General features: G+C 71.5%; 16 protein-coding genes. 8 read left to right on the forward strand and 8 right to left on the reverse strand.

The features are described 5' to 3' along the window. Positions 1 to 15: 15 nt before the first annotated feature. The gene (locus LIV55_RS11950) at positions 16 to 2,010 is read right to left on the reverse strand and encodes an FG-GAP-like repeat-containing protein (protein WP_229300339.1); all 1,995 of its coding nucleotides are present in this window, start codon (positions 2,008 to 2,010) and stop codon (positions 16 to 18) included. Between the two features lie 101 nt (positions 2,011 to 2,111). On the opposite strand from LIV55_RS11950, the gene LIV55_RS11955 reads away from it, so the two are divergent. Beyond that, the gene (locus LIV55_RS11955; RefSeq protein ID WP_229300340.1) at positions 2,112 to 4,142 is read left to right on the forward strand and encodes a bifunctional copper resistance protein CopD/cytochrome c oxidase assembly protein; all 2,031 of its coding nucleotides are present in this window, start codon (positions 2,112 to 2,114) and stop codon (positions 4,140 to 4,142) included. Positions 4,143 to 4,149: 7 nt separating this feature from the next. Here LIV55_RS11955 and LIV55_RS11960 read toward each other — a convergent pair whose 3' ends face one another. Next, on the reverse strand, positions 4,150 to 4,881 hold the full coding sequence (locus tag LIV55_RS11960; RefSeq protein WP_229300341.1) for a hypothetical protein: 732 nt from the start codon (positions 4,879 to 4,881) through the stop codon (positions 4,150 to 4,152). A 135-nt stretch (positions 4,882 to 5,016) separates the two neighbouring features. Between LIV55_RS11960 and LIV55_RS11965 the strand changes: the two genes are divergently transcribed. Further along, a complete protein-coding gene (locus LIV55_RS11965) occupies positions 5,017 to 5,238 on the forward strand; it encodes a hypothetical protein (protein WP_123092410.1) in 222 nt (73 codons plus the stop codon). A 105-nt stretch (positions 5,239 to 5,343) separates the two neighbouring features. Beyond that, positions 5,344 to 5,604 (forward strand): DUF6458 family protein, encoded by a 261-nt coding sequence (locus LIV55_RS11970; protein ID WP_123092409.1) that lies wholly within the window; start codon positions 5,344 to 5,346, stop codon positions 5,602 to 5,604. A 186-nt stretch (positions 5,605 to 5,790) separates the two neighbouring features. Here the strand turns inward: LIV55_RS11970 and LIV55_RS11975 are convergent, their stop codons facing one another. Further along, a complete protein-coding gene (locus tag LIV55_RS11975; RefSeq protein ID WP_229300342.1) occupies positions 5,791 to 7,140 on the reverse strand; it encodes a 6-phospho-beta-glucosidase in 1,350 nt (449 codons plus the stop codon). A gap of 103 nt (positions 7,141 to 7,243) precedes the next feature. Between LIV55_RS11975 and LIV55_RS11980 the strand changes: the two genes are divergently transcribed. The 4 genes from LIV55_RS11980 (at position 7,244) to LIV55_RS11995 (ending at position 11,473) form a co-directional block, all read left to right on the forward strand. Next, the gene (locus tag LIV55_RS11980; protein WP_123092407.1) at positions 7,244 to 8,347 is read left to right on the forward strand and encodes a carbohydrate kinase family protein; all 1,104 of its coding nucleotides are present in this window, start codon (positions 7,244 to 7,246) and stop codon (positions 8,345 to 8,347) included. A 66-nt stretch (positions 8,348 to 8,413) separates the two neighbouring features. Then, positions 8,414 to 9,772: an extracellular solute-binding protein gene (locus LIV55_RS11985; protein WP_229300343.1), complete on the forward strand. Its 1,359-nt coding sequence runs from the start codon at positions 8,414 to 8,416 to the stop codon at positions 9,770 to 9,772. Positions 9,773 to 9,779: 7 nt separating this feature from the next. Beyond that, positions 9,780 to 10,673, forward strand: a complete 894-nt coding sequence (locus LIV55_RS11990; RefSeq protein ID WP_229300344.1) for a carbohydrate ABC transporter permease — start codon at positions 9,780 to 9,782, stop codon at positions 10,671 to 10,673. Continuing rightward, positions 10,670 to 11,473 (forward strand): carbohydrate ABC transporter permease, encoded by an 804-nt coding sequence (locus LIV55_RS11995; protein WP_123092404.1) that lies wholly within the window; start codon positions 10,670 to 10,672, stop codon positions 11,471 to 11,473. Before LIV55_RS11990 ends, LIV55_RS11995 begins: the two co-directional genes overlap by 4 nt. Before the next feature lie 48 nt (positions 11,474 to 11,521). Here the strand turns inward: LIV55_RS11995 and LIV55_RS12000 are convergent, their stop codons facing one another. The 5 genes from LIV55_RS12000 to LIV55_RS12020 form a co-directional block, all read right to left on the reverse strand. Then, positions 11,522 to 12,034, reverse strand: coding sequence for a hypothetical protein (locus tag LIV55_RS12000; RefSeq protein WP_229300345.1), 513 nt, complete (start codon positions 12,032 to 12,034; stop codon positions 11,522 to 11,524). Between the two features lie 52 nt (positions 12,035 to 12,086). Further along, a complete protein-coding gene (locus LIV55_RS12005) occupies positions 12,087 to 13,541 on the reverse strand; it encodes a hypothetical protein (protein ID WP_229300346.1) in 1,455 nt (484 codons plus the stop codon). A gap of 80 nt (positions 13,542 to 13,621) precedes the next feature. Next, positions 13,622 to 14,266 carry a hypothetical protein gene (locus LIV55_RS12010; protein ID WP_229300347.1) on the reverse strand — a complete coding sequence of 215 codons (645 nt, stop codon included), beginning with the start codon at positions 14,264 to 14,266 and terminating at the stop codon, positions 13,622 to 13,624. A 314-nt stretch (positions 14,267 to 14,580) separates the two neighbouring features. Continuing rightward, positions 14,581 to 15,222 carry a hypothetical protein gene (locus LIV55_RS12015; protein ID WP_229300348.1) on the reverse strand — a complete coding sequence of 214 codons (642 nt, stop codon included), beginning with the start codon at positions 15,220 to 15,222 and terminating at the stop codon, positions 14,581 to 14,583. A 107-nt stretch (positions 15,223 to 15,329) separates the two neighbouring features. Then, positions 15,330 to 15,752: a MarR family winged helix-turn-helix transcriptional regulator gene (locus LIV55_RS12020; protein ID WP_229300349.1), complete on the reverse strand. Its 423-nt coding sequence runs from the start codon at positions 15,750 to 15,752 to the stop codon at positions 15,330 to 15,332. A 71-nt stretch (positions 15,753 to 15,823) separates the two neighbouring features. On the opposite strand from LIV55_RS12020, the gene LIV55_RS12025 reads away from it, so the two are divergent. Then, positions 15,824 to 17,644 (forward strand): ABC transporter ATP-binding protein, encoded by a 1,821-nt coding sequence (locus tag LIV55_RS12025; protein ID WP_229300350.1) that lies wholly within the window; start codon positions 15,824 to 15,826, stop codon positions 17,642 to 17,644. Positions 17,645 to 18,146 lie beyond the last annotated feature (502 nt).

The raw sequence follows: 18,146 nt of genomic DNA on the forward strand, positions 1-18,146 counted from the left end.
CGCCGAGCCGTCGCGTCAGAAGAGGTGGACCATCCCGTAGCCGCTCGGGCCGAGGCGGACGGGCCCGGAGGTGTCGCCGTCGGAGGTGCCCCACCACGCGTGCAGCTCGCGACCCTCGAGACCGATGACGTCGGCCTGCCCGGTGGACGAGCCGTTGACGTCGCCCGGTGACGCGACGACCGAGTAGCGCTCCCAGCCCAGCGAGGTCCCCGAGAGCTGGCTCCACGTCGAGCCGGTCGAGCGCCACGCGCGCATCCGACCGCCGGTGGCGACCCCACGGATGTCGCCGCGTCCGTCGCCGTCGAGATCGGTCGTCGCGAGGATCGTCGGGTACCAGACGAAGGGCTTGCCCATCGTGCGGACCGTCGTGAGCCGACCGGAGTCGCTGATCGAGTGCAGGGTCGCACCGCCCCCGACGCTGCGCGTCACGACGTCGAGCGTGCCGTTGCCGTCGACGTCGGTGCCGCTCGCGATGCTCGTGTACGAGCCCCAGGACGTCGCGATCGTGCGGGGCGAGGCGTACCCGGTGCTGCCCGAGCTCATCCACAGCTGGAGGCGGCCGTCGCCGCGGCGCACGAGCAGGTCGGCGCGCTTGTCGCGGTTGAGGTCACCCGCGCTGCCGTACCAGGTGGCGTCCTTCGGCCCGGTCTTGAGCCGGACCTTGTCGGCGAAGGAGCCCCGCCCGTCGCCCCGGTAGAGGTACATCGTGCCGCTGGCGCTCGTACCGACGAGATCGGCCCGTCCGTCGCCGTCGACGTCGCCGAAGGTCCCGCGGGCCGGGGGGGTCGGCGGCGGGGTCGAGGGGACGAGCCGGTCCTTGTACTTGTGGATGATCCGCGACACCCCCTCGATCGTCGTGATCTGGGTGCCGAAGGCTCCCGGGTCGTCGTGCGTGAGCACGCCGATCGTGTAGTCCTGCCCGCTCGTGCTGTAGCCGATGCTGTTGACGTGCCAGCCGTCGGTGCGCGGGAGCCAGCCGTTCTTCAGCGCGACCGTCCCGGCGGGCGCGCCTGCGGTGACGCCCCAGTCCTGGTCGGAGGAGATGCTGCGCATCTGGGTCAGCCCGTAGTCGCGGTTGGTCTGCGACAGCACACCCGTCGCCCGGGCGAAGTGCTCCATGAGCCGGGCCTGGTCCTGCGGCACGGTCGAGGTCAGGCCCCACCGGCCGCCCGAGTCGGCGTAGGTCGCCGTCATCCCGAGCCGGGCCGAGGCGCGGTCGAGGGCGGCGCGGCCGCCGATGCTGTTGAAGAGATCCGTCGTCGCGCCGTTGTCGCTGTAGCGGATCATCGGGACGATCTTGCTCTTCTCCCAGTCGGTGAGGCCCCGCCCGGCGTCCTGCGCGCGCATCATCACCGCTGCCATGATCTCGGTCTTGACGATGCTCGCCGTGACGTTGCGGGCGTTCGTCTTCGTGTACGTGTAGACGCGCGACGTGCCGGGGATGCGCACGGCGACGCCGACCGCGCCCGGACGTCCCGCGAGGTAGGTGCGCAGCGTGTACTCGAAGGGGAAGTCGCCCGCCGCGGCCGTCGTCGTCTCGCCCGAGGCCTCGGCGCGGCGCGCCGCCGCCGTGTTCACCGAGTCCGCGTCGACGGTCACGGTGAAGGTCAGCCGGCCGGTCACGGAGGAGGAGGTCGCCCCCTTCGCCGCCTGGGTGGAGGGCAGGACCTGGCGAAGGGAGCCCGCACTCACCGTCGAGCGGGCGGTGCAGGTGACCCCGTCGCCTGTCGGGTCGACCGTCACGGCGCGTCCCGACGCGTCGGTGCCGGTGAAGCCGGGTCGGCCGACGACGGTCAGCGGCCCCGAGGCGATCGCCGCGGTACCGCCGGAGGCGAGATCACCGGTCACGGTGACCGTGTCCTCGCCGACGCCGTCGCAGACGACCTGCAGGTCGACGGGGCCGGAGTCGGCGGCGCTGGCCGGTCCGGTGGTGCTCAGGGCGGTGGCGGCGACGGCCGCCCCCGCCACGGTCAGGCCGGCGCGGGACCGCCAGGTGCTTCGGACGGACATGGCGGTTCTCCCTGCGCTCGCGACGTGGTCGGGCCCATCCTGGCACCGTCGTCGATCCCCGTCTCGGCGACTGCCCAGCCGCGCTCATTACAGTTGAGCCCATGTCCACCGCCCCGGGTCGCTCCCTCGCCCGGACGACGCTGACCCTCGGTCCCGCCCTCGTCCTCGCGCTCGCCGTCGTCGTGACGACCGTCATCGGCGTCCTCGTCGGCCGCGCCGCCGTGCCCTACGCCGCCGGTGACCCCGGGGCACTCGTGCGCTGGGGGCTGCCGGTCCTGCAGGGCGTGCACGACCTCGCGGCCGCCGTCACCGTCGGCTTCCTGCTCCTCGGGGCCTTCGTGCTGCCCGAGACGACGCGCACCCGGCGCCGGTGGACCGCCGGCCGGGTCGCCGCGACCTCCGGCACGCTGTGGCTCGTCAGCCTCCTGCTGCTCATCGTCCTCACCTTCGCCGACCTCGCCGGGGTGCCGGTGGGCCAGCCCGGCTTCGCCACCCAGCTCGCGGCTGTCCTGTGGGACCTGCCCACGCTGCGGATGAACCTCATCAGCGCCGTCGTCGTGCTCGTCGTCGTCATGGCGTGCGCCGGGTCGGAGAGCAAGGCGGTCCTCGGGTGGGGCTGGGCCGGGTCGCTGCTCGCCCTGCTGCCGCTCGCGCTCACCGGCCACTCCTCGGCGGCGCTCGACCACATGAGCGGGGTCAACGCCCTGGCGATCCACCTCGTCTCGGCCACTGTGTGGGTCGGCGGGCTCGTCGCCCTCGCCTGCTTCCAGCGCGGGCTCGGCGCCCACCTCGGGCCGACGATCCGGCGCTACTCCGTCGTCGCCGGGTGGGGCTTCGCGGGGGTCATGGCCTCCGGTCTGCTCCTCGCGTGGACCAACATCGGGGCGCTGGAGAACCTCCTCAGCCGCTACGGCGCGCTCCTCGGGGTCAAGCTCGCGCTCGGCGTCGTCCTCGGCGGGTTCGGCTGGTGGCACCGCCAGCGCTTCGTCCAGCAGCTCGACGAGGGCGGCACCCCGTCCTTCGTGCGCTTCGTGCTCGCCGAGCTCGTCGTCATGGGCTCCGCCTTCGGCATCGGCGCGGCGATCAGCCGCACCCCGTCGCCGACCAACGTCATCGTCACCCCGCCCGACACCGTCGTCTACGCGCTGTCGGGCTACCCCGACCCCGGGGCGCCGACGTCGTCGAGCTGGTTCACCGCGTGGCAGACCGAGTGGCTGTGGCTAACCGTCGCGCTCGTCGCCTGCGTCGTCTACGTGCGGTGGGTGCTGCGGCTGCGCCGCCGCGGCGACAGCTGGTCGTTGCTGCGCACGGTCTCGTGGGTCCTCGGCTGGGCGGTCTTCGTCTACGCGACGAGCGGGGCGCCCGGCGTCTACGGGCGCGTCTCCTTCAGCTGGCACATGATCGAGCACATGACGGTGGCGATGGTCGTGCCGCTGCTCCTCGTGCCCGCCGCCCCGATCACCCTCGCCCTGCGGGCCCTGCCCGCCCGGCGGGACCGCACGCTCGGCCCGCGCGAGCTCGTCCTCGCGTCCGTGCACGCGCCCTACCTGCGTGTCGTCGCCAACCCCGCGGTCGCCGCCGCGATCTTCTTCTTCAGCCTGGCGATCTTCTACTACAGCCCGCTCTTCGGGCTGTCGATGAGCACTCACACCGGGCACGTGCTGATGATGGTGCACTTCCTGCTCAGCGGGTACCTCTTCGTCTGGGTCCTCATCGGCGTCGACCCGGGCCCGACGCGCTGGTCGCCCCTCGCGCTGCTCGTCATCCTCTTCACGACGATCAGCTTCCACGCGTTCTTCGGCGTCATCCTCACCCAGAGCACGACGCTGCTCGCGCCGGACTTCTTCGGGGTGCTCGACCTGCCGTGGGTGCCCGACCCGGTCGCCGACCAGCGCACCGGCGGCGAGATCGCGTGGGGCGTCGGCGAGGCCCCGACCCTCGTCCTCGCCGTGGCGGTCGCCGTGCAGTGGATGCGCTCGGACGAGAGGGAGTCCCGTCGTCGCGACCGCTCGGCGGAGCGCGACGGCGACCGCGAGCTCGAGGCCTACAACGCCCACCTCGCCTCGCTCGGGCAGGGCGGCGCCGCGTCGGGCACGGACCGCGAGCAGGTCCGCTCGACGACGGAGCGCTAGGCGCCGATCAGGTGCAGCTGCTCCAGCTCGCGAGCGTGCTCTTGGGCGCCCACGTGCTGTTGCCCTTGTAGATCGCGCGGTAGCGGTAGCACTGCTTCGGCGAGACCGAGGTCTTCCACGTGTAGTACCCGTGGCGGTTGGTCTTCGCGGTGCCGGCGGGGGAGAAGGAGTTCGAGTAGGCCTTCGCCGACTCGATGGTGATGTTGGCCCCCCACAGCGGGCGGGTCGTGCTGCTCCACAGCTTCGTCGCGCGTCCGTTGACCCGGGCCCCGGTGCCGTCGGCCTTGAGCGTCGCGCTGACCCGGACCTTCGTGCCGGCCTTCGCGGTCTGGCCGACCCAGTTGCTCTGGTCGGGGTAGTACCAGGAGTTGCCGGCGTACACGGCCCGGTAGGTCCGCGAGCGGTCGGCGGTGCGCACGAGGCGGAAGCTGCCCGACGAGCCGGTCTCGACGGTGGCGAGTCGGGTCCACGTCGTGGTGCCGGCCGGCTTGGACTCTAGCCGGATGACGCGGTTGGGCAGCGCGCGGTAGGTGTCGCGGTCGTACGCCTCTCCGCTCAGCTCGATCTGCTCGCCGGTGCCGGACCACAGGGGTTCGGCCCGCAGGATGACCTCGGAGTACTTCTTCGCGGCGGCGGGCGCGCTCGGCCCGCCGGGTGCGGCGCTCGCGGGGGCGGCGAGCGGCAGGGCGAGGGCCGAGGTGACGAGGGCGGTCAGGGGGAGTGCGGCGGTGCGTCGCATGATCGCGTCCATCTGCTCAAGGGGGTGTGACGGGTGGGTCCAGTGTGACGTAGACCGATCGGCGCCTCAACGTCCGCCGCGGTGCGTCGGCGCGTCGGTAGAGTCGTCGGCGGGACCTGAGCCGAAGGGGGAGCCATGCTCCAGGAGTCGTTGAGCACCACCGAGCTCGTCGTGTGGGGGCTCGTCATCCTCGCCCTCGCCGTGGTCATCCTCGTCGCCTTCGTCCTCGTCGAGCGCCCGCCCCGTCGGGGCCAGGTGCGGGTGCACCGCCGTCCCGAGGGCGACGTCCGCGACCCCCGTGGGCGCTGGGACCGGGCCGAGCGCGTCGACCGCGAGCGCGACCGCACACGGCGCTGACCAGCCATGACGAAGGGGTACCCCGTAGCCCCCGCTGGACCTCGTGCAGCCCTACTGTCTGACTCCGAGACGCGGACCCTGCCGCGTCAGCACAGGAGGTACGCCATGTACATCGGACTCGGCATCGCGCTGCTCGTCATCGGGGCGATCCTCTCCTTCGCCATCGGTCCGGACGCCATCGAGGGAGTCAACCTCGAGATGATCGGCTACATCTTCATGGCCGGTGGCGTCCTCGCCATCCTGCTCAGCCTCGTCCTGGGTCGTCCCCGCGGCCCGCGGGGCTACACCTCGCGTCGCGTGAGCCACACCGACCCGCGTACCGGCGAGGCCTACGACGAGGTCCAGGTGGACCCCGACCGCCGCTGAGCGACGGGACGGCGAAGGGGGCGTGGCCGGGCACCGGCTACGCCCCCTTCGTCATGCCCGGGCTGGGGTGGGCTGGGCTGGGCTGGGCTGACAAAACCCTGCCAGCAGGGTCTTGACGAGCCAGGACCCTCTCGAGACCCGGCTGGCTCGTCAAAGGGCAGCCAGCAGGGTTTTGTCGGCGATGGGTCAGGGGGTGCCGAGCAGGGCGCCGATCTGCGGGCTGCGGCGGCGGAAGCCGTCGAGCATCTCGCGGGCGGTCGTGACCGACGGCACGAGGGGGTGCAGGGCGAGCGCCTCGAGGGCGAGGGCGGGGGAGCGCTCGAGCGAGGCCCGGATCGTCAGCTGCTCGACCTCCTTGACCTGGGCCATGAGCCCGAGGCGGTGGCCGGTCGGTGCGGTGACGCGAAGGGGGTGCGGCCCGTCCGCGTCGACACGGCAGGGGATCTCGACGACCGCGCCAAGGGGCAGGCCGGGCACGGTGCCGTCGTTGCGCACCCCGAGGATGAGGTCGGCGGCCTCACCGCGGCTGATCGCCGCCATGATCGCCAGGGCCACCCCTTCGTACCCGCCGCCCTCGATGTCGGCGGCGTCGCGGGCCTCGTCCTCCTCGCGGGCCTCGCGCATGTACGTCGCGTCGCGCTCCTCGCGCACCCGCCGCCAGGTCGCGAGCGCGTCGTCGGGCCGCGCCGCGAGCTCGGCGTAGAAGGCGTCCTGCTGCTGCAGGAGGAACTCGCCGCGCGTCTGCTCGGCCTCGAGGATCGAGGCGACCGCGTCCCGGGTGAAGTAGTAGTAGTAGAGGTACTCGTTGGGGATCGTGCCGAGCGCGCCGAGCCACTCCGGCCCGAAGAGCCGGCCCTCCTCGATGGTCGCGAGACGCTGCGGGTCGGCGACGAGGTCGGGCAGCAGGTCGGTGCCGCCGGTGCGCAGGCCCTGCAGCCAGCCGAGGTGGTTGAGCCCGACGTAGTCGACGTCGAGCGCCGTCGTCGTCGGGTCGACGCCGCACGCGCGGGCGGCGCGACGGGCGAGGGCGATGGGCGAGTCGCAGATGCCGACGACCCGGTCGCCGAGCACCGCCGACATCGCCTCGGTGACGATGCCCGCGGGGTTGGTGAAGTTGATCGTCCACGCATCGGGCGCGAGCTCGCGGATGCGCTCGGCGATGTGCACGGCGACCGGGACGGTGCGCAGCGCGTAGGCGAGACCGCCCGGTCCGGTCGTCTCCTGGCCGAGCACCCCGCACGACAGCGGCACCCGCTCGTCGACGGTGCGCCCCTGCGTGCCCCCGACCCGGATCGCGGAGAAGACGAAGTCGGCGCCCGCGATCGCCTCGTCGAGGTCGGTGCTCGCCCGCACGCGCGGCGGGTCGTCGTGGTCGGCGCCCATCTGCTGCAGCACGCGCTCGATGCTCGCCAGCCGGGTCGCGTCGGTGTCGTGGAGGACGACCTCGCGCACCCGGTCGGGGTGGTCGTCGGTGAGGAGCGCCCCGTAGACGAGAGGGACGCGGAAGCCACCACCCCCGAGGATCGTCAGCTGCATGCCTGGCACCTTCCTCGCACGGACGTCACGACGAGCAGGCTAGTCGCGCCCCCTCGCGCGTCGGGCGGGGCCCGGCCCGGGGGCGCCGGTGCACAATGCACGGGTGACCGCACCTCCCTTCGACCCGCTCTCGCACCTGCGCGAGTCCGCCGACACCCCGGCGGTCGAGCCCGAGGCCGACGTCCTGCTCTACGGGACCGTCTTCCTCGACCTCGTCCTCACCGGCATCGACGGGGGCGTGACGCCGGGCACCGAGGTGTGGGCGTCGGGGATGGGCTCCTCTCCCGGCGGCATCGCCAACCTCGCCGTCGCGACGTCACGGCTCGGCCTGCGCACGACGCTGGCCGCGGCCTTCGGCGACGACGCGTACGGCGACTTCTGCTGGCGCACCCTCGAGGAGCAGGAGGGCGTGGCCCTCACCCGCTCGCGCCGCTACCCCGACTGGCACACCCCGGTGACCGTCTCGCTCGCCGTCGACGGCGACCGCTCGATGATCAGCCACGGCCACCCGAGCCCGGAGCCCGCGAGCGCGCTCATCGGCGACCCGCCACGCACCCGGATCGCGCTGCTCGACCTGCACGCCGACGACCTCACCTGGACGACGAAGGCCCGTCAGCAGGGGGCGCTCCTCTTCGCCGACGCCGGGTGGGACGCGACGGGGGAGTGGTCGACCGAGCTGCTCGACCGGCTCGACGGCATCCACGCCTTCACCCCCAACGCCGTCGAGGCGATGGCGTACACGCGCTCGCGGACCCCGCACGAGGCGATGTACGCGCTCGCCGACCGCGTGCCGCTCGTCGTCGTCACGAACGGCGCCGAGGGTGCGCTGGCCATCGACTCCTCGACGGGCGAGGAGGAGCACGTCCCGGCGCTGCACGTCGAGGCCGTCGACGCGACCGGCGCGGGCGACGTCTTCCACGCCGCGATCGCTCTCGGCACCCTCGCCGGCTGGCCGCTGCGCGACCGGCTCGCCTTCGCCACGCTGTGCTCCGGGCTGGCCGTCCAGCACGTCGGCGGCTCGCTCGCCGCTCCCGGCTGGGGCGACATCGTGGACTGGTGGCGCCGGGTGAAGGCTGACCCCTCCGGCACCGCGCGGTGCGCCTCGGTGCGCCGTCGCTTCGCCTTCCTCGACGAGATCGTCCCCGACGTCCCGCAGCACGCCGTGCGTCGGGCGCAGGCAACGATCGCGCGACAGTCCGATGTCTGAGGCACGCCGCCGGCCCGCACGAGGCAGGCTCCAGCACAGCAGCACCGCACATATCGAGGAGACACCATGACCCGCAGGTACACCACGGTCGCCGTCCTGGTCGGCGCCAGCCTGACCGCCGTCGCGTGCGCCCCTGGCGGCGGCCCCGGCGGCGAGGAGTCGGCGACGAGCAAGGCCGCCTCGGAGGTCGAGACCGACCCCGCCGCGATGGGCGACATCACCCTCACCGTCTGGGACCAGGAGGTCCGCGGCGGTCAGGACAAGCAGATGAAGGCGCTCAACGCCGCCTTCGAGAAGAAGTACCCGAACATCACCATCAAGCGGGTCTCGCGCTCCTTCGACGACCTGACGAAGACGCTGCGCCTGGCCCTCACCGGTGACGACGCCCCCGACGTCGTCCAGGCCAACAACACGCGCTCGCAGATGGGCCAGTTCGTCAAGGCCAAGCAGATCATCAACCTCGACCCCTACGCCGAGGCGTACGGCTGGCGCGACCGCTACCCGGAGTCGGTGCAGTCCGTCGTCTCCTACTCCCCGGACGCGAAGACCTTCGGCGAGGGCAGCATCTTCGGCCTGCCGCAGGTCGGCGAGGTCGTCGGCATCTTCTACGACAAGAAGATGATGGAGGACCTCGGCATCGAGCAGCCGAAGACCTGGGCGCAGTTCGAGGAGGCGCTCGCGACGGCCAAGGAGGCCGGCGAGACCCCGCTCGTGCTCGGCAACATCGAGAAGTGGCCGGCGGTGCACGTCTTCGGCGCGCTCCAGGGTCGCTACACCGACGCCGAGACCATCCGCACGCTCGGCTACGGCCGGCCCGGCGCGAGCTGGACCGACGAGGGCAACGAGCAGACCGGCGCCACGCTCGTCGACTGGGTCGACAAGGGCTACTTCAACGAGGGCTTCAACGGCGAGGGCTACGACGCCGCCTGGCAGTCCTTCAGCAAGGGCGACGGCCTCTTCCTCATCGCCGGCTCCTGGCTGCAGTCCGATCTCTACGCCGCGATGAAGGACGACGTCGGCTTCATGCTCCCGCCGGTGGAGAAGGAGGGCGACACCCCCGTGACGACCGGTGGCTCCGGGCTCCCCTTCGCCGTCACCTCGAAGGCCGAGAACCCCGACGCCGCTGCCGCGTACATCGACTTCATCACCAACGACGACGCGATGGACGTCCTCGCCGAGAACGGCAACATGCCGGTCGTCGGGACCGCCGAGCGCACGGCGGCCGACCCCCTCGGCGACGAGATCTTCGCCGCCTTCGGCGAGGTCAGCGAGAAGGACGGGCTCACCCCCTACCTCGACTGGGCCACCCCGACGATGGGCGACACCATGGGCGCCGGGCTGCAGGACATGCTCGCCGGCAAGAAGGACCCCAAGGCCGCGATGGAGACCATCGAGGCCGACTACGCCGAGTTCACCAAGGAGTAGGCAGCAGGTGGCGGCGCAGAAGGTACGGCAGCACGGCCCTCCCGGTGAGCCCCGGCGGGTGGCCTGGCTGTACCTCCTGCCCGCCCTGCTCGTCTACGGGGCCTTCGCCCTCTACCCGCTGCTGCGGGCCGGCTGGATCTCGCTCTACGACTGGGACGGGCTGTCCGTCGGGTCGTGGGCGGGTCTGTCGAACTACACCGACGTCCTCACCGACGAGCGGCTGCGCGCGGCCCTGCTGCACGCGCTCGTGCTCATGGTCTTCTACGCCGTGCTGCCGCTGCTCATCGGCCTCGTGCTCGCGGGCATCATGCACCGCTCGCGGGTGCGGGGGCTGGGCTTCTTCCGCACCGTGGTCTTCCTGCCGCAGGTCGTCGCGATGGTCGTCATCGCGGTCGCCTGGCGCCGGGTCTACGCCTCCGAGGGCTCGCTGAACTCGGTGCTCTCGGCGATCGGCCTGGACTCGCTGACCCGCGGGTGGCTCGGCGACTACACCTTCGCCCTGCCCTCGGTCGGCGTCATCGGCACGTGGTTCGAGACCGGGCTGGTCACCGTGCTCCTCCTCGCCGGGCTGAGCCAGGTGCCCAAGGACCTCTACGAGGCCGCGCGTCTCGACGGCGCCGGCCCGATCCGCGAGTTCCTGGCCGTCTCGCTGCCCTCGATCCGCGGTGAGATCGCCGTCGCCCTCACGCTCACCGTCATCGCGTCGCTGAAGACCTTCGACCTCATCTTCATGACGACGAAGGGGGGACCGGGCCACTCGACGACGGTGCCGAGCTACGAGGTCTACCGGCAGGGCTTCGAGCAGGGGGCGGTCGGGCTCGCGAGCGCGGTCGGCGTCGTGCTCACCCTCATCATCTTCGCCATCAGCTTCGTCATCACCCGGCTCGGTGACCGCGCATGAGGGTGCGGGCCCGCGAGACCGTCGGCAGCTACGTCGTCCTCGTCGTCTTCGCGCTCTTCGCGATCGCGCCGCTCGCCGGGATTGTCGGGGCGGCGCTGCAGACCGACTCCGGGGCGCCGGGTGGTCTGGCCAACTTCGCAGAGGCGTGGCGGGTGGGGCGCTTCGGCACCTACCTGCGCAACTCGGTCCTTGTCTCGGTCTTCGTCGTCTCCGTGAGCACGGTCCTGTCGATCCTCGCCGGGTACGCGCTGGGGACGATGCGCTTCCGCGGCTCGACGGTGATCTTCTACGTCATGCTCGTCGGCATCATGATGCCGGCGGAGGCGATCGTCGTGCCGCTCTTCTACGACCTGCGCACGATCGGTCTCACCGACACCTTCTGGGCGGTGACCCTGCCCCAGGTCGCGCAGTCGGTGGCCTTCGGCACCTTCTGGATGCGCTCGTTCTTCCGCTCCACCAACCGCTCGCTCATCGAGGCGGCCCGCCTCGACGGGGCGGGGCACATGCGCATCCTGTGGCAGGTGCTCGTGCCGCTCGCCCGTCCGGCGATCATCACCCTCGTCGTGCTCACCTTCATGTGGACGTGGAACGAGTTCCTCATCCCGCTCGTCATGGCCCCGACGAACGAGGCGATCCGAACCGCACCGCTGGGCCTGGGCTTCTTCTCCGGGCAGTACACGCAGGGCTTCGCGCTGCTCGCGGCGGGCGCGACGATCATCGCCGTGCCGGTGGTCGTCGTGTACCTCTTCCTGCAGCGGCACTTCATCGCCGGGATGCTCGAGGGCGCGGTCAAGGACTGAGGGGTCGAGGACGCAGCGGTCAGTGACGCAGCGGGGTTTCCTCTTCGCTCAGTCCTGAGGCCGCAGCGCCCGGTGCACGGCCTCGACGCGGAGCAGCTCGATGCGCTCCTCCTGGTCGAGCGCGCGCTCGAGCAGCGTCGTGACGTGACGCTGGTCGAGGCGGGGGTCGGAGAGCTCCTGCAGCGTGCGGAAGCCGAGGATGCGGGCGTTCGTCGCGGCCTTCATCGCCTCGAGCTCGATGACGTCGGTGAGCGGCGAGCGCCTGAGCAGGGTGCCGGCGGGGTGGAGCCGGCCGAGCTGCTGGCCGATGCGGGTGATCGTCTCCTGCACCTGCGGCTGGGTGACGCCGACACTCCCCGCGATGTCGAGCAGGCCGCGGCGGTCGGCGGCGACGTCGTCGGCGAGGCGGACGACCTCGTCTCGGGCGAAGGCGGGGATGCTGCCGGCGACGCGGCGGAAGAGGTCGACACCGCCGGCCGACGCGGCGAGGTGCCGCCGCAGGTAGACCTTCAGCAGCTCGTCGGGGTCGGGACGGGCCTCGGACGTGTCGTCGGTGCTCATCGCCCCACTCTGCCGGGCGCACCTGCGCCCGTCACCACCCCCGAGGGTGCGCTCAGCCGGTGGCGTCGTCCCCGACGAGGATCGGACGGGCGATCTGCGGGTCGGCGAGGAGGTCGCCCATCGTGCGCGCCGGGCCGGACTCGACGGCTGCGTCGAGCCGGTCGGGGTCGACGAGGTGGGCCCGCACGAGCTGGTCGTCGAAGAGCTGGACCATCGTCCCGACGGGCAGCGCGAGGTAGGGCGCGAGCCACCGGGCGTAGGAGTGCACCTCTCCGGCGTCGACGTTGAGCACCGCTCGCTGGTCCTCGGTGAGCCCCGTGCTGGCGTTGGCCCACACGAACCACCCCGAGCGCCGGGTGCCGTCGTCGAGCCGGTCGGCGTCGCCGAGGGCCATGCGGTCGAGGACGACCCCGATGCGCTGCCCGTCGGCGAGGGCGTCGACGACCGCACGCTGGATGCCGATGGTGTCGTCGACGTGGGTGGGCTCTGCCTCGACACCCGCCCGGCCGACGAGGGTCTGCTGCTGCACATGGGCGAAGACGGCCTCGGTGAGGTCGACGGTGGTGCCGGAGCGGTAGGCCAGCGGGTGCGAGAAGTCCGGCGACGTCACGTCGAGCACGTCCGGCTCGGCCTGCTCGAGCCGGTAGGTGACGTAGTCGGTCTGCAGGGCGGCGCCGGGCACGAGGCGCTCGCGGCCGCCCGCGGCCGCGGTCCTCAGCAGGGTGCGGGCGACCTCGACGAGAGCGGGGGCGATGGTGGCCCGCACCGTGAGCCCGTCGACGTGCTCCTCGACGGTCACCCGCTCGCCGGCGGCGAAGGGGGTGCCCCCCGTCGTCGTGCGACGCGGGGCCTCTCCGGTGGTGACGTCGAGGACCCGGGTGGTCGTGAGGCGGGCCGTGGTGCCGACGGGCAGGGGGAGGAGGGCGACGACCGTGGGCGCTCCGCGGACGAGGAGCCCGGCGAGGACGTCGCTCTCGCGCCGGCCGATGAGACCGGCCTTGGCGACGGTGCTCAGGTGCCAGCCCGAGCTGCTCTCGGACGTCGGAGCGTGGCGGGTGAGGACGAGCTCGTCGTCGCCGCCGGACTCGACGACCTTGAGCGCGGCACGGGTGCACATGACACCGGAGGAGAGGTCGACGACGTCGCCGTCGACGTCGAGCTGGCGCAAGACGTCGTCGTGCATGGCCTCGACCCACAGCGCGGTTGTGAGGTCGTCGGTCGTGTCCTCGGTGAGGTCGGGGTCGGGGCTGAGGTAGCTCGGGGCCTGGATCGTCATGCGGCCGGGGGAGGACTGCCGCAGCTGCCACATGCTGAAGCCCACCATCGTGCGCAGGCCGTCGTGGTGCTGGCCGTCCTCGTGGTAGCGCATGAAGCGCTCGACGACCGGGGCTGCGTACGACGCGACGCTCGGCGCGCAGCAGAGGTCAAGGGCGAAGCCCCCCAGGTCGACCGGTGCCTGCAGGACGGGAGCGTCGACGGGGTGGGGCGGCAGCTCGAGCGCAGTCATGCGGCGACGCTAGTGACGGGTCCGACACCGGCGACACCCACGGATTCCGTGGAATCGACCGGTGCCGAAGGGGGATCCGCTCACCCCGCCGGGTCGGCCTGCAGCCTGTTCTTCGCCTCGACGACCTCGTAGGTCGCGGCCGGCTCGTCCTGGAGGTCGGCGACGGCCTCGATGTCCTGCCAGGCACCGCCGTCGACCCGGTAGCTGCCGGTGAGCCGGGCGTCGACCCTCACGTCGACCGACCCGGTGTCGCGGTAGGCGTGGGTGATGTCGCCGTCGGGGTAGCCACCCCCGGTCGACGTCGTCCACCCGCTCGACGCGCCGTCGCCGTAGCTGAAGCGGTAGTCGCGAGCCGCGACCGTGAACTCGACGCTCCACGACAGGAGCTGGACCTTCGCGCTCGTCTCGCCGGGGGAGAGGCAGGCGCCATCGGGCCAGCCGGCCTCGTAGTAGGTGGCGAGGTTGACCACCGTCTTGCCCCCGACGGGCTGCATGCTCGGGCTGGGCTTGCAGAAGGGGAGCTCGCGGAAGGCCTGCTGGATCTGCCCGAAGGTGGGCACGGGTGGAGCCGCGACGACGGCTGGGCCGGGCTGGCCCGGAGTCGCGCCGCAGTCGTACCCCTCGAGCTGACCGCCCGGCTGCCGGATGATCGCGACCGGTCCATCGCTGTCCGGCGAGGTCGCGGCGCACGTCCCCGCCGCGGCCTGGCACTGCAGCTCGGCCATCCGCCCCGCGCACGACTCGCTGACGAGCTGGGAGCCGTCGTCACCGGCCCGCGGACCACGCCCGACCGCATTGCTAGACGGTGCTTGCGTGCTCCCGCTGTTTGCCTTCTGTGATGCGTTCTGAGCCGATTGCGGGGCGCCTGGGGCTTCCCCACCGCATTGACCTGAACTACCCGCGGCGCCCAGCCCAGCATCGCCGACCGTGCCCTCCACCCGCGGCGGGGGACAGGTCCTCGACGCGTCCGCATCGGCGGTCGCGTTAGAGCCAAGCAACATGATCAGCGTTGTGAGGCACGCTGCGATAAGCCGTCGCATCATGCCTCACCATCCCTAAATGCGAGCGTGAACTCCGATGCCGCCCAGCGGTCTCCGGCCCGTTCCAACCGCATCGCGAACGCCGCCTTCTCAGCTCGAACTGTCGCCTCCTTCTGTCCGGCATCGTTGAGCAGGCTGTGCCTGGGAACGGCGAAGTCGACCTGGAAGGTTGGCTGACTCCCCCACTTGAGGACTTTCACCCTGGTGATCTGCTGGTACGGATTGATCGATGGGTGCTGCACGCCCTTGCGGCCGTCAGCGAGGGCGGCCATGTCCTCGCACTTCACACATCCGGTCGTCGACTGCTCTCGGATGAGATCACCGTCCATGAGGTGCTGGGCCGCGCCGGTCACCTGGGTGTACCACTTGGCGAACTCCTGTGCTCCCTGGCGGGTATTCGCCCTGGCCGCCTCAGGTGGCGACGTCCACCGGGCAGCGTCGTCGGTCGAGCTGCTGGGCGTGGCTTCTCCCGAGCTGGTCGTCGACCCGCCGCTGCTCGAAGTAGTCGACGGGTTCGAGGACGAGCCGCTCGTCGGGGTGGCGATGCTCGCCGACGTCGTCTCGGGGTCCTCTCCGCCCCCGGTGCAGCCGGCGAGCGTGACGGCCCCCACCGCCAGCAGTCCCAGGGTGCGTGTACCCATGCGTCCGAGCCCCTCCCTCGCGGCGACCGACCCGCCCGGACGCCTCATCGCTGCCGTCCAAGTTAGCGAAGCAGCGGCCCGGCGCCACCGGACGATCCACAGGCGGCTCAGCCGACGAGGTCGCGCAGGATCCGCTCGAGGTGAGCGCGGTCCCCCTTCGACAGGCCGGCGAAGATCTCCCGGCTGGCCGCCCGCCTCACCTGCTCCACCTCGGTGGCCATGGTCCGACCCGCGGCGGTGACGTCGATGACGGTGGCGCGGCGGTCCGCAGGGTCGGGGGAGCGCTCGACCCAGCCGGACTCCGTGAGGTGGTCGACGACGTCGGTCACCGTGCGCGGCGCGACGTGCAGGGCCTCGGCGAGCTGACCGAGCCGCATGGGGCCGTCCCGCTCGACGACCCGCAGCGCCCGTGCGTGGTGAGGCGTGATGCCCAGCGGGGTGAGCGCATGAGCCGTGCCCCTGCGCAGCCGCCGGGTGACGGCGAGCATGAGCTCGCCGAGCCCGTCCGCCGCGGGGGGTGTCGTCGCCATGTGGGAATGCTACCGACACCCCTGTGGTTACCTCATACTGAGTCAACCTCAGCAATAGAAGGAGGGCGCCCATGACAGACGCACCCACCCCCCACGTCGGCGGCCGCGGCCCCGGCGGTCCGCGCCGCATCTCGAAGGAGGATCGCGCTCAGCTCGAGGCGCGCCCCGTCCCCTTCGCCCGGGTCGCCGCGCTCTTCGGCCCCCACCGACGCACGCTCGGCGTCGTCGTCGCGATCATCGTCGCGACCTCCGTCGTCTCCATGGCCTCGCCCTTCCTCGTGCGCGAGGTCGTCGACGTCGCCATCCCGCAGCAGGACGTCTCGCTCCTGCTCTGGGTCGTCGGCGGCATGGTCGCCGTCGCCGTCGTCACCTCTCCGCTCGGTGTCGTCCAGACATGGATGTCGGCCCAGGTGGGCCAACGCGTCATGCACGGGCTGCGCACCCAGCTCTTCAGCCACCTCCAGCGTCAGTCGCTCGGCTTCTTCACGCGCTCTCGGGCCGGCGAGGTCCAGTCGCGCCTCATCAACGACGTCGGGGGCATGCAGGGCGTCGTCACGACGACGGCCACCTCGATCGCCAGCAATCTCACGACCGCCGTGGCGACCGCGGTGGCGATGGTCGCCCTGTCGTGGCGGCTCTCCCTCATCTCGCTCGTCGTCGTCCCACCGGCCATCTGGCTCACGCGCAAGGTCGCGCTGCTGCGCCGCGAGATCACGGCCCGCCAGCAGTCAGCGCTGGCGGACCTGCACGTGCGGATCGAGGAAGGGCTGTCGATCAGCGGCATCCGTCTCGCGAAGACGATGGGGACGACCCGTCGCGACTCGCAGCGCTTCGCCCAGGTGAGCCACGACCTCATCGACCTCGAGCTGCGCAGCCAGCTCGCCGGACGCTGGCGGATGGCGACGATGCAGGTCGTCTTCGCCGCGGTGCCGGCCGCCATCTACCTCGCCGCCGGCCTCCCGGCCACCTCCGGGGGGATGACGATCGGCACCCTTATCGCCTTCACCACGCTTCAGGCCGGGATCTTCCGTCCGCTCATGGGTCTGCTCAACGTGGGCGCCCAGTGGGTCAGCTCGATGGCGCTCTTCAGCCGGGTCTTCGAGTACCTCGACCTCGAGCCGGAGATCACGGCACCGGAGCACCCGGTCCGCCTCGACCTCGAGTCGGTCCGTGGTGAGGTCCGGCTCGAAGGGGTGAGCTTCCGCTACACGGGGGCGGAGAGGGACGCGCTGCACGAGGTGTCTCTCGACGTGCCGGCCGGCACCTCGCTCGCCCTCGTCGGGCACACCGGGTCGGGCAAGTCCACGCTCGCCGCGCTCGTCTCGCGTCTGTACGACCCCACGCAGGGGCGGGTGACCGTCGACGGGGTGGACATCAGGGACCTCGACCCCGAGGACCTCGCTTCGGTGGTCGGGGTCGTCAGCCAGGAGACCTACCTCGTCCACGCGTCGATCCGCGAGAACCTCCTGCTCGCCCGACCCGACGCCGACGAGGCCAGGCTGTGGCAGTCGCTCGCTGCGGCCCAGGTGGCCGACCTCGTCGCGAGCCTCCCCGACGGGCTGGACACCGTGGTGGGCTCACGGGGCTACCGCTTCTCCGGGGGAGAGCAGCAGCGGATCGCCATCGCACGCACTCTCCTGCGTGACCCGAGGGTCCTCGTGCTCGACGAGGCGACCAGTGCGCTCGACAACGAGACCGAGCGCGAGCTGCAGGCGGCGATCGAGACCCTGGCCAAGGGGCGCACGACGATCACCATCGCCCACAGGCTCTCGACGGTCGAAGGAGCCGACCAGATCGTCGTTCTCGACGGCGGGGTGGTGGCCGAGCAGGGGACGCACGACGAGCTCCTCCAGCGGGCCGGCGCCTACGCAGGACTGGCGCTCGCGGCCTGACCTGGCGGGGCCGAAGGGGGCGGGCGGCCCTGCGCTGCAGCCGAGTTGGAGGTTGCCCAGATCGGGTGCTACCTTTGCGGAGCACACCGCAGAGATCCAAGCGCGATGCAGTTCGGCCGCTCCAAGAGCGGATCACGGATTTGTCGCCCAAGCTGAGATGCGGTAGGCTGGAGAAGTTGCCCCGGAGCTTCGCACGAGAGTGCAGAGTGATGGTGCGCGTCCGAACCTTGAGAACTCAACAGCGTGTCAAAAATCGATGCCAATACCTCGTCTTCTGAGGTGCGGCGCATCCTCCTTCTGGTGGGTGTGTGGTGCTGATGAAACGATATTTTAATCCTTTGGTTGACAATGATCATCTAGTATTTTTGCTAGTTGTTCTTGCTCAGCTGGGATGACAACCCTTTGTGGGTATCAGTATTTCACCGCGGTCCTTTTGGGGTTGTGGTGGGAGTTGAACATCAACGGAGAGTTTGATCCTGGCTCAGGACGAACGCTGGCGGCG

The organism is Janibacter melonis (assembly GCF_020567375.1).
Lineage (GTDB): Bacteria > Actinomycetota > Actinomycetes > Actinomycetales > Dermatophilaceae > Marihabitans > Marihabitans melonis.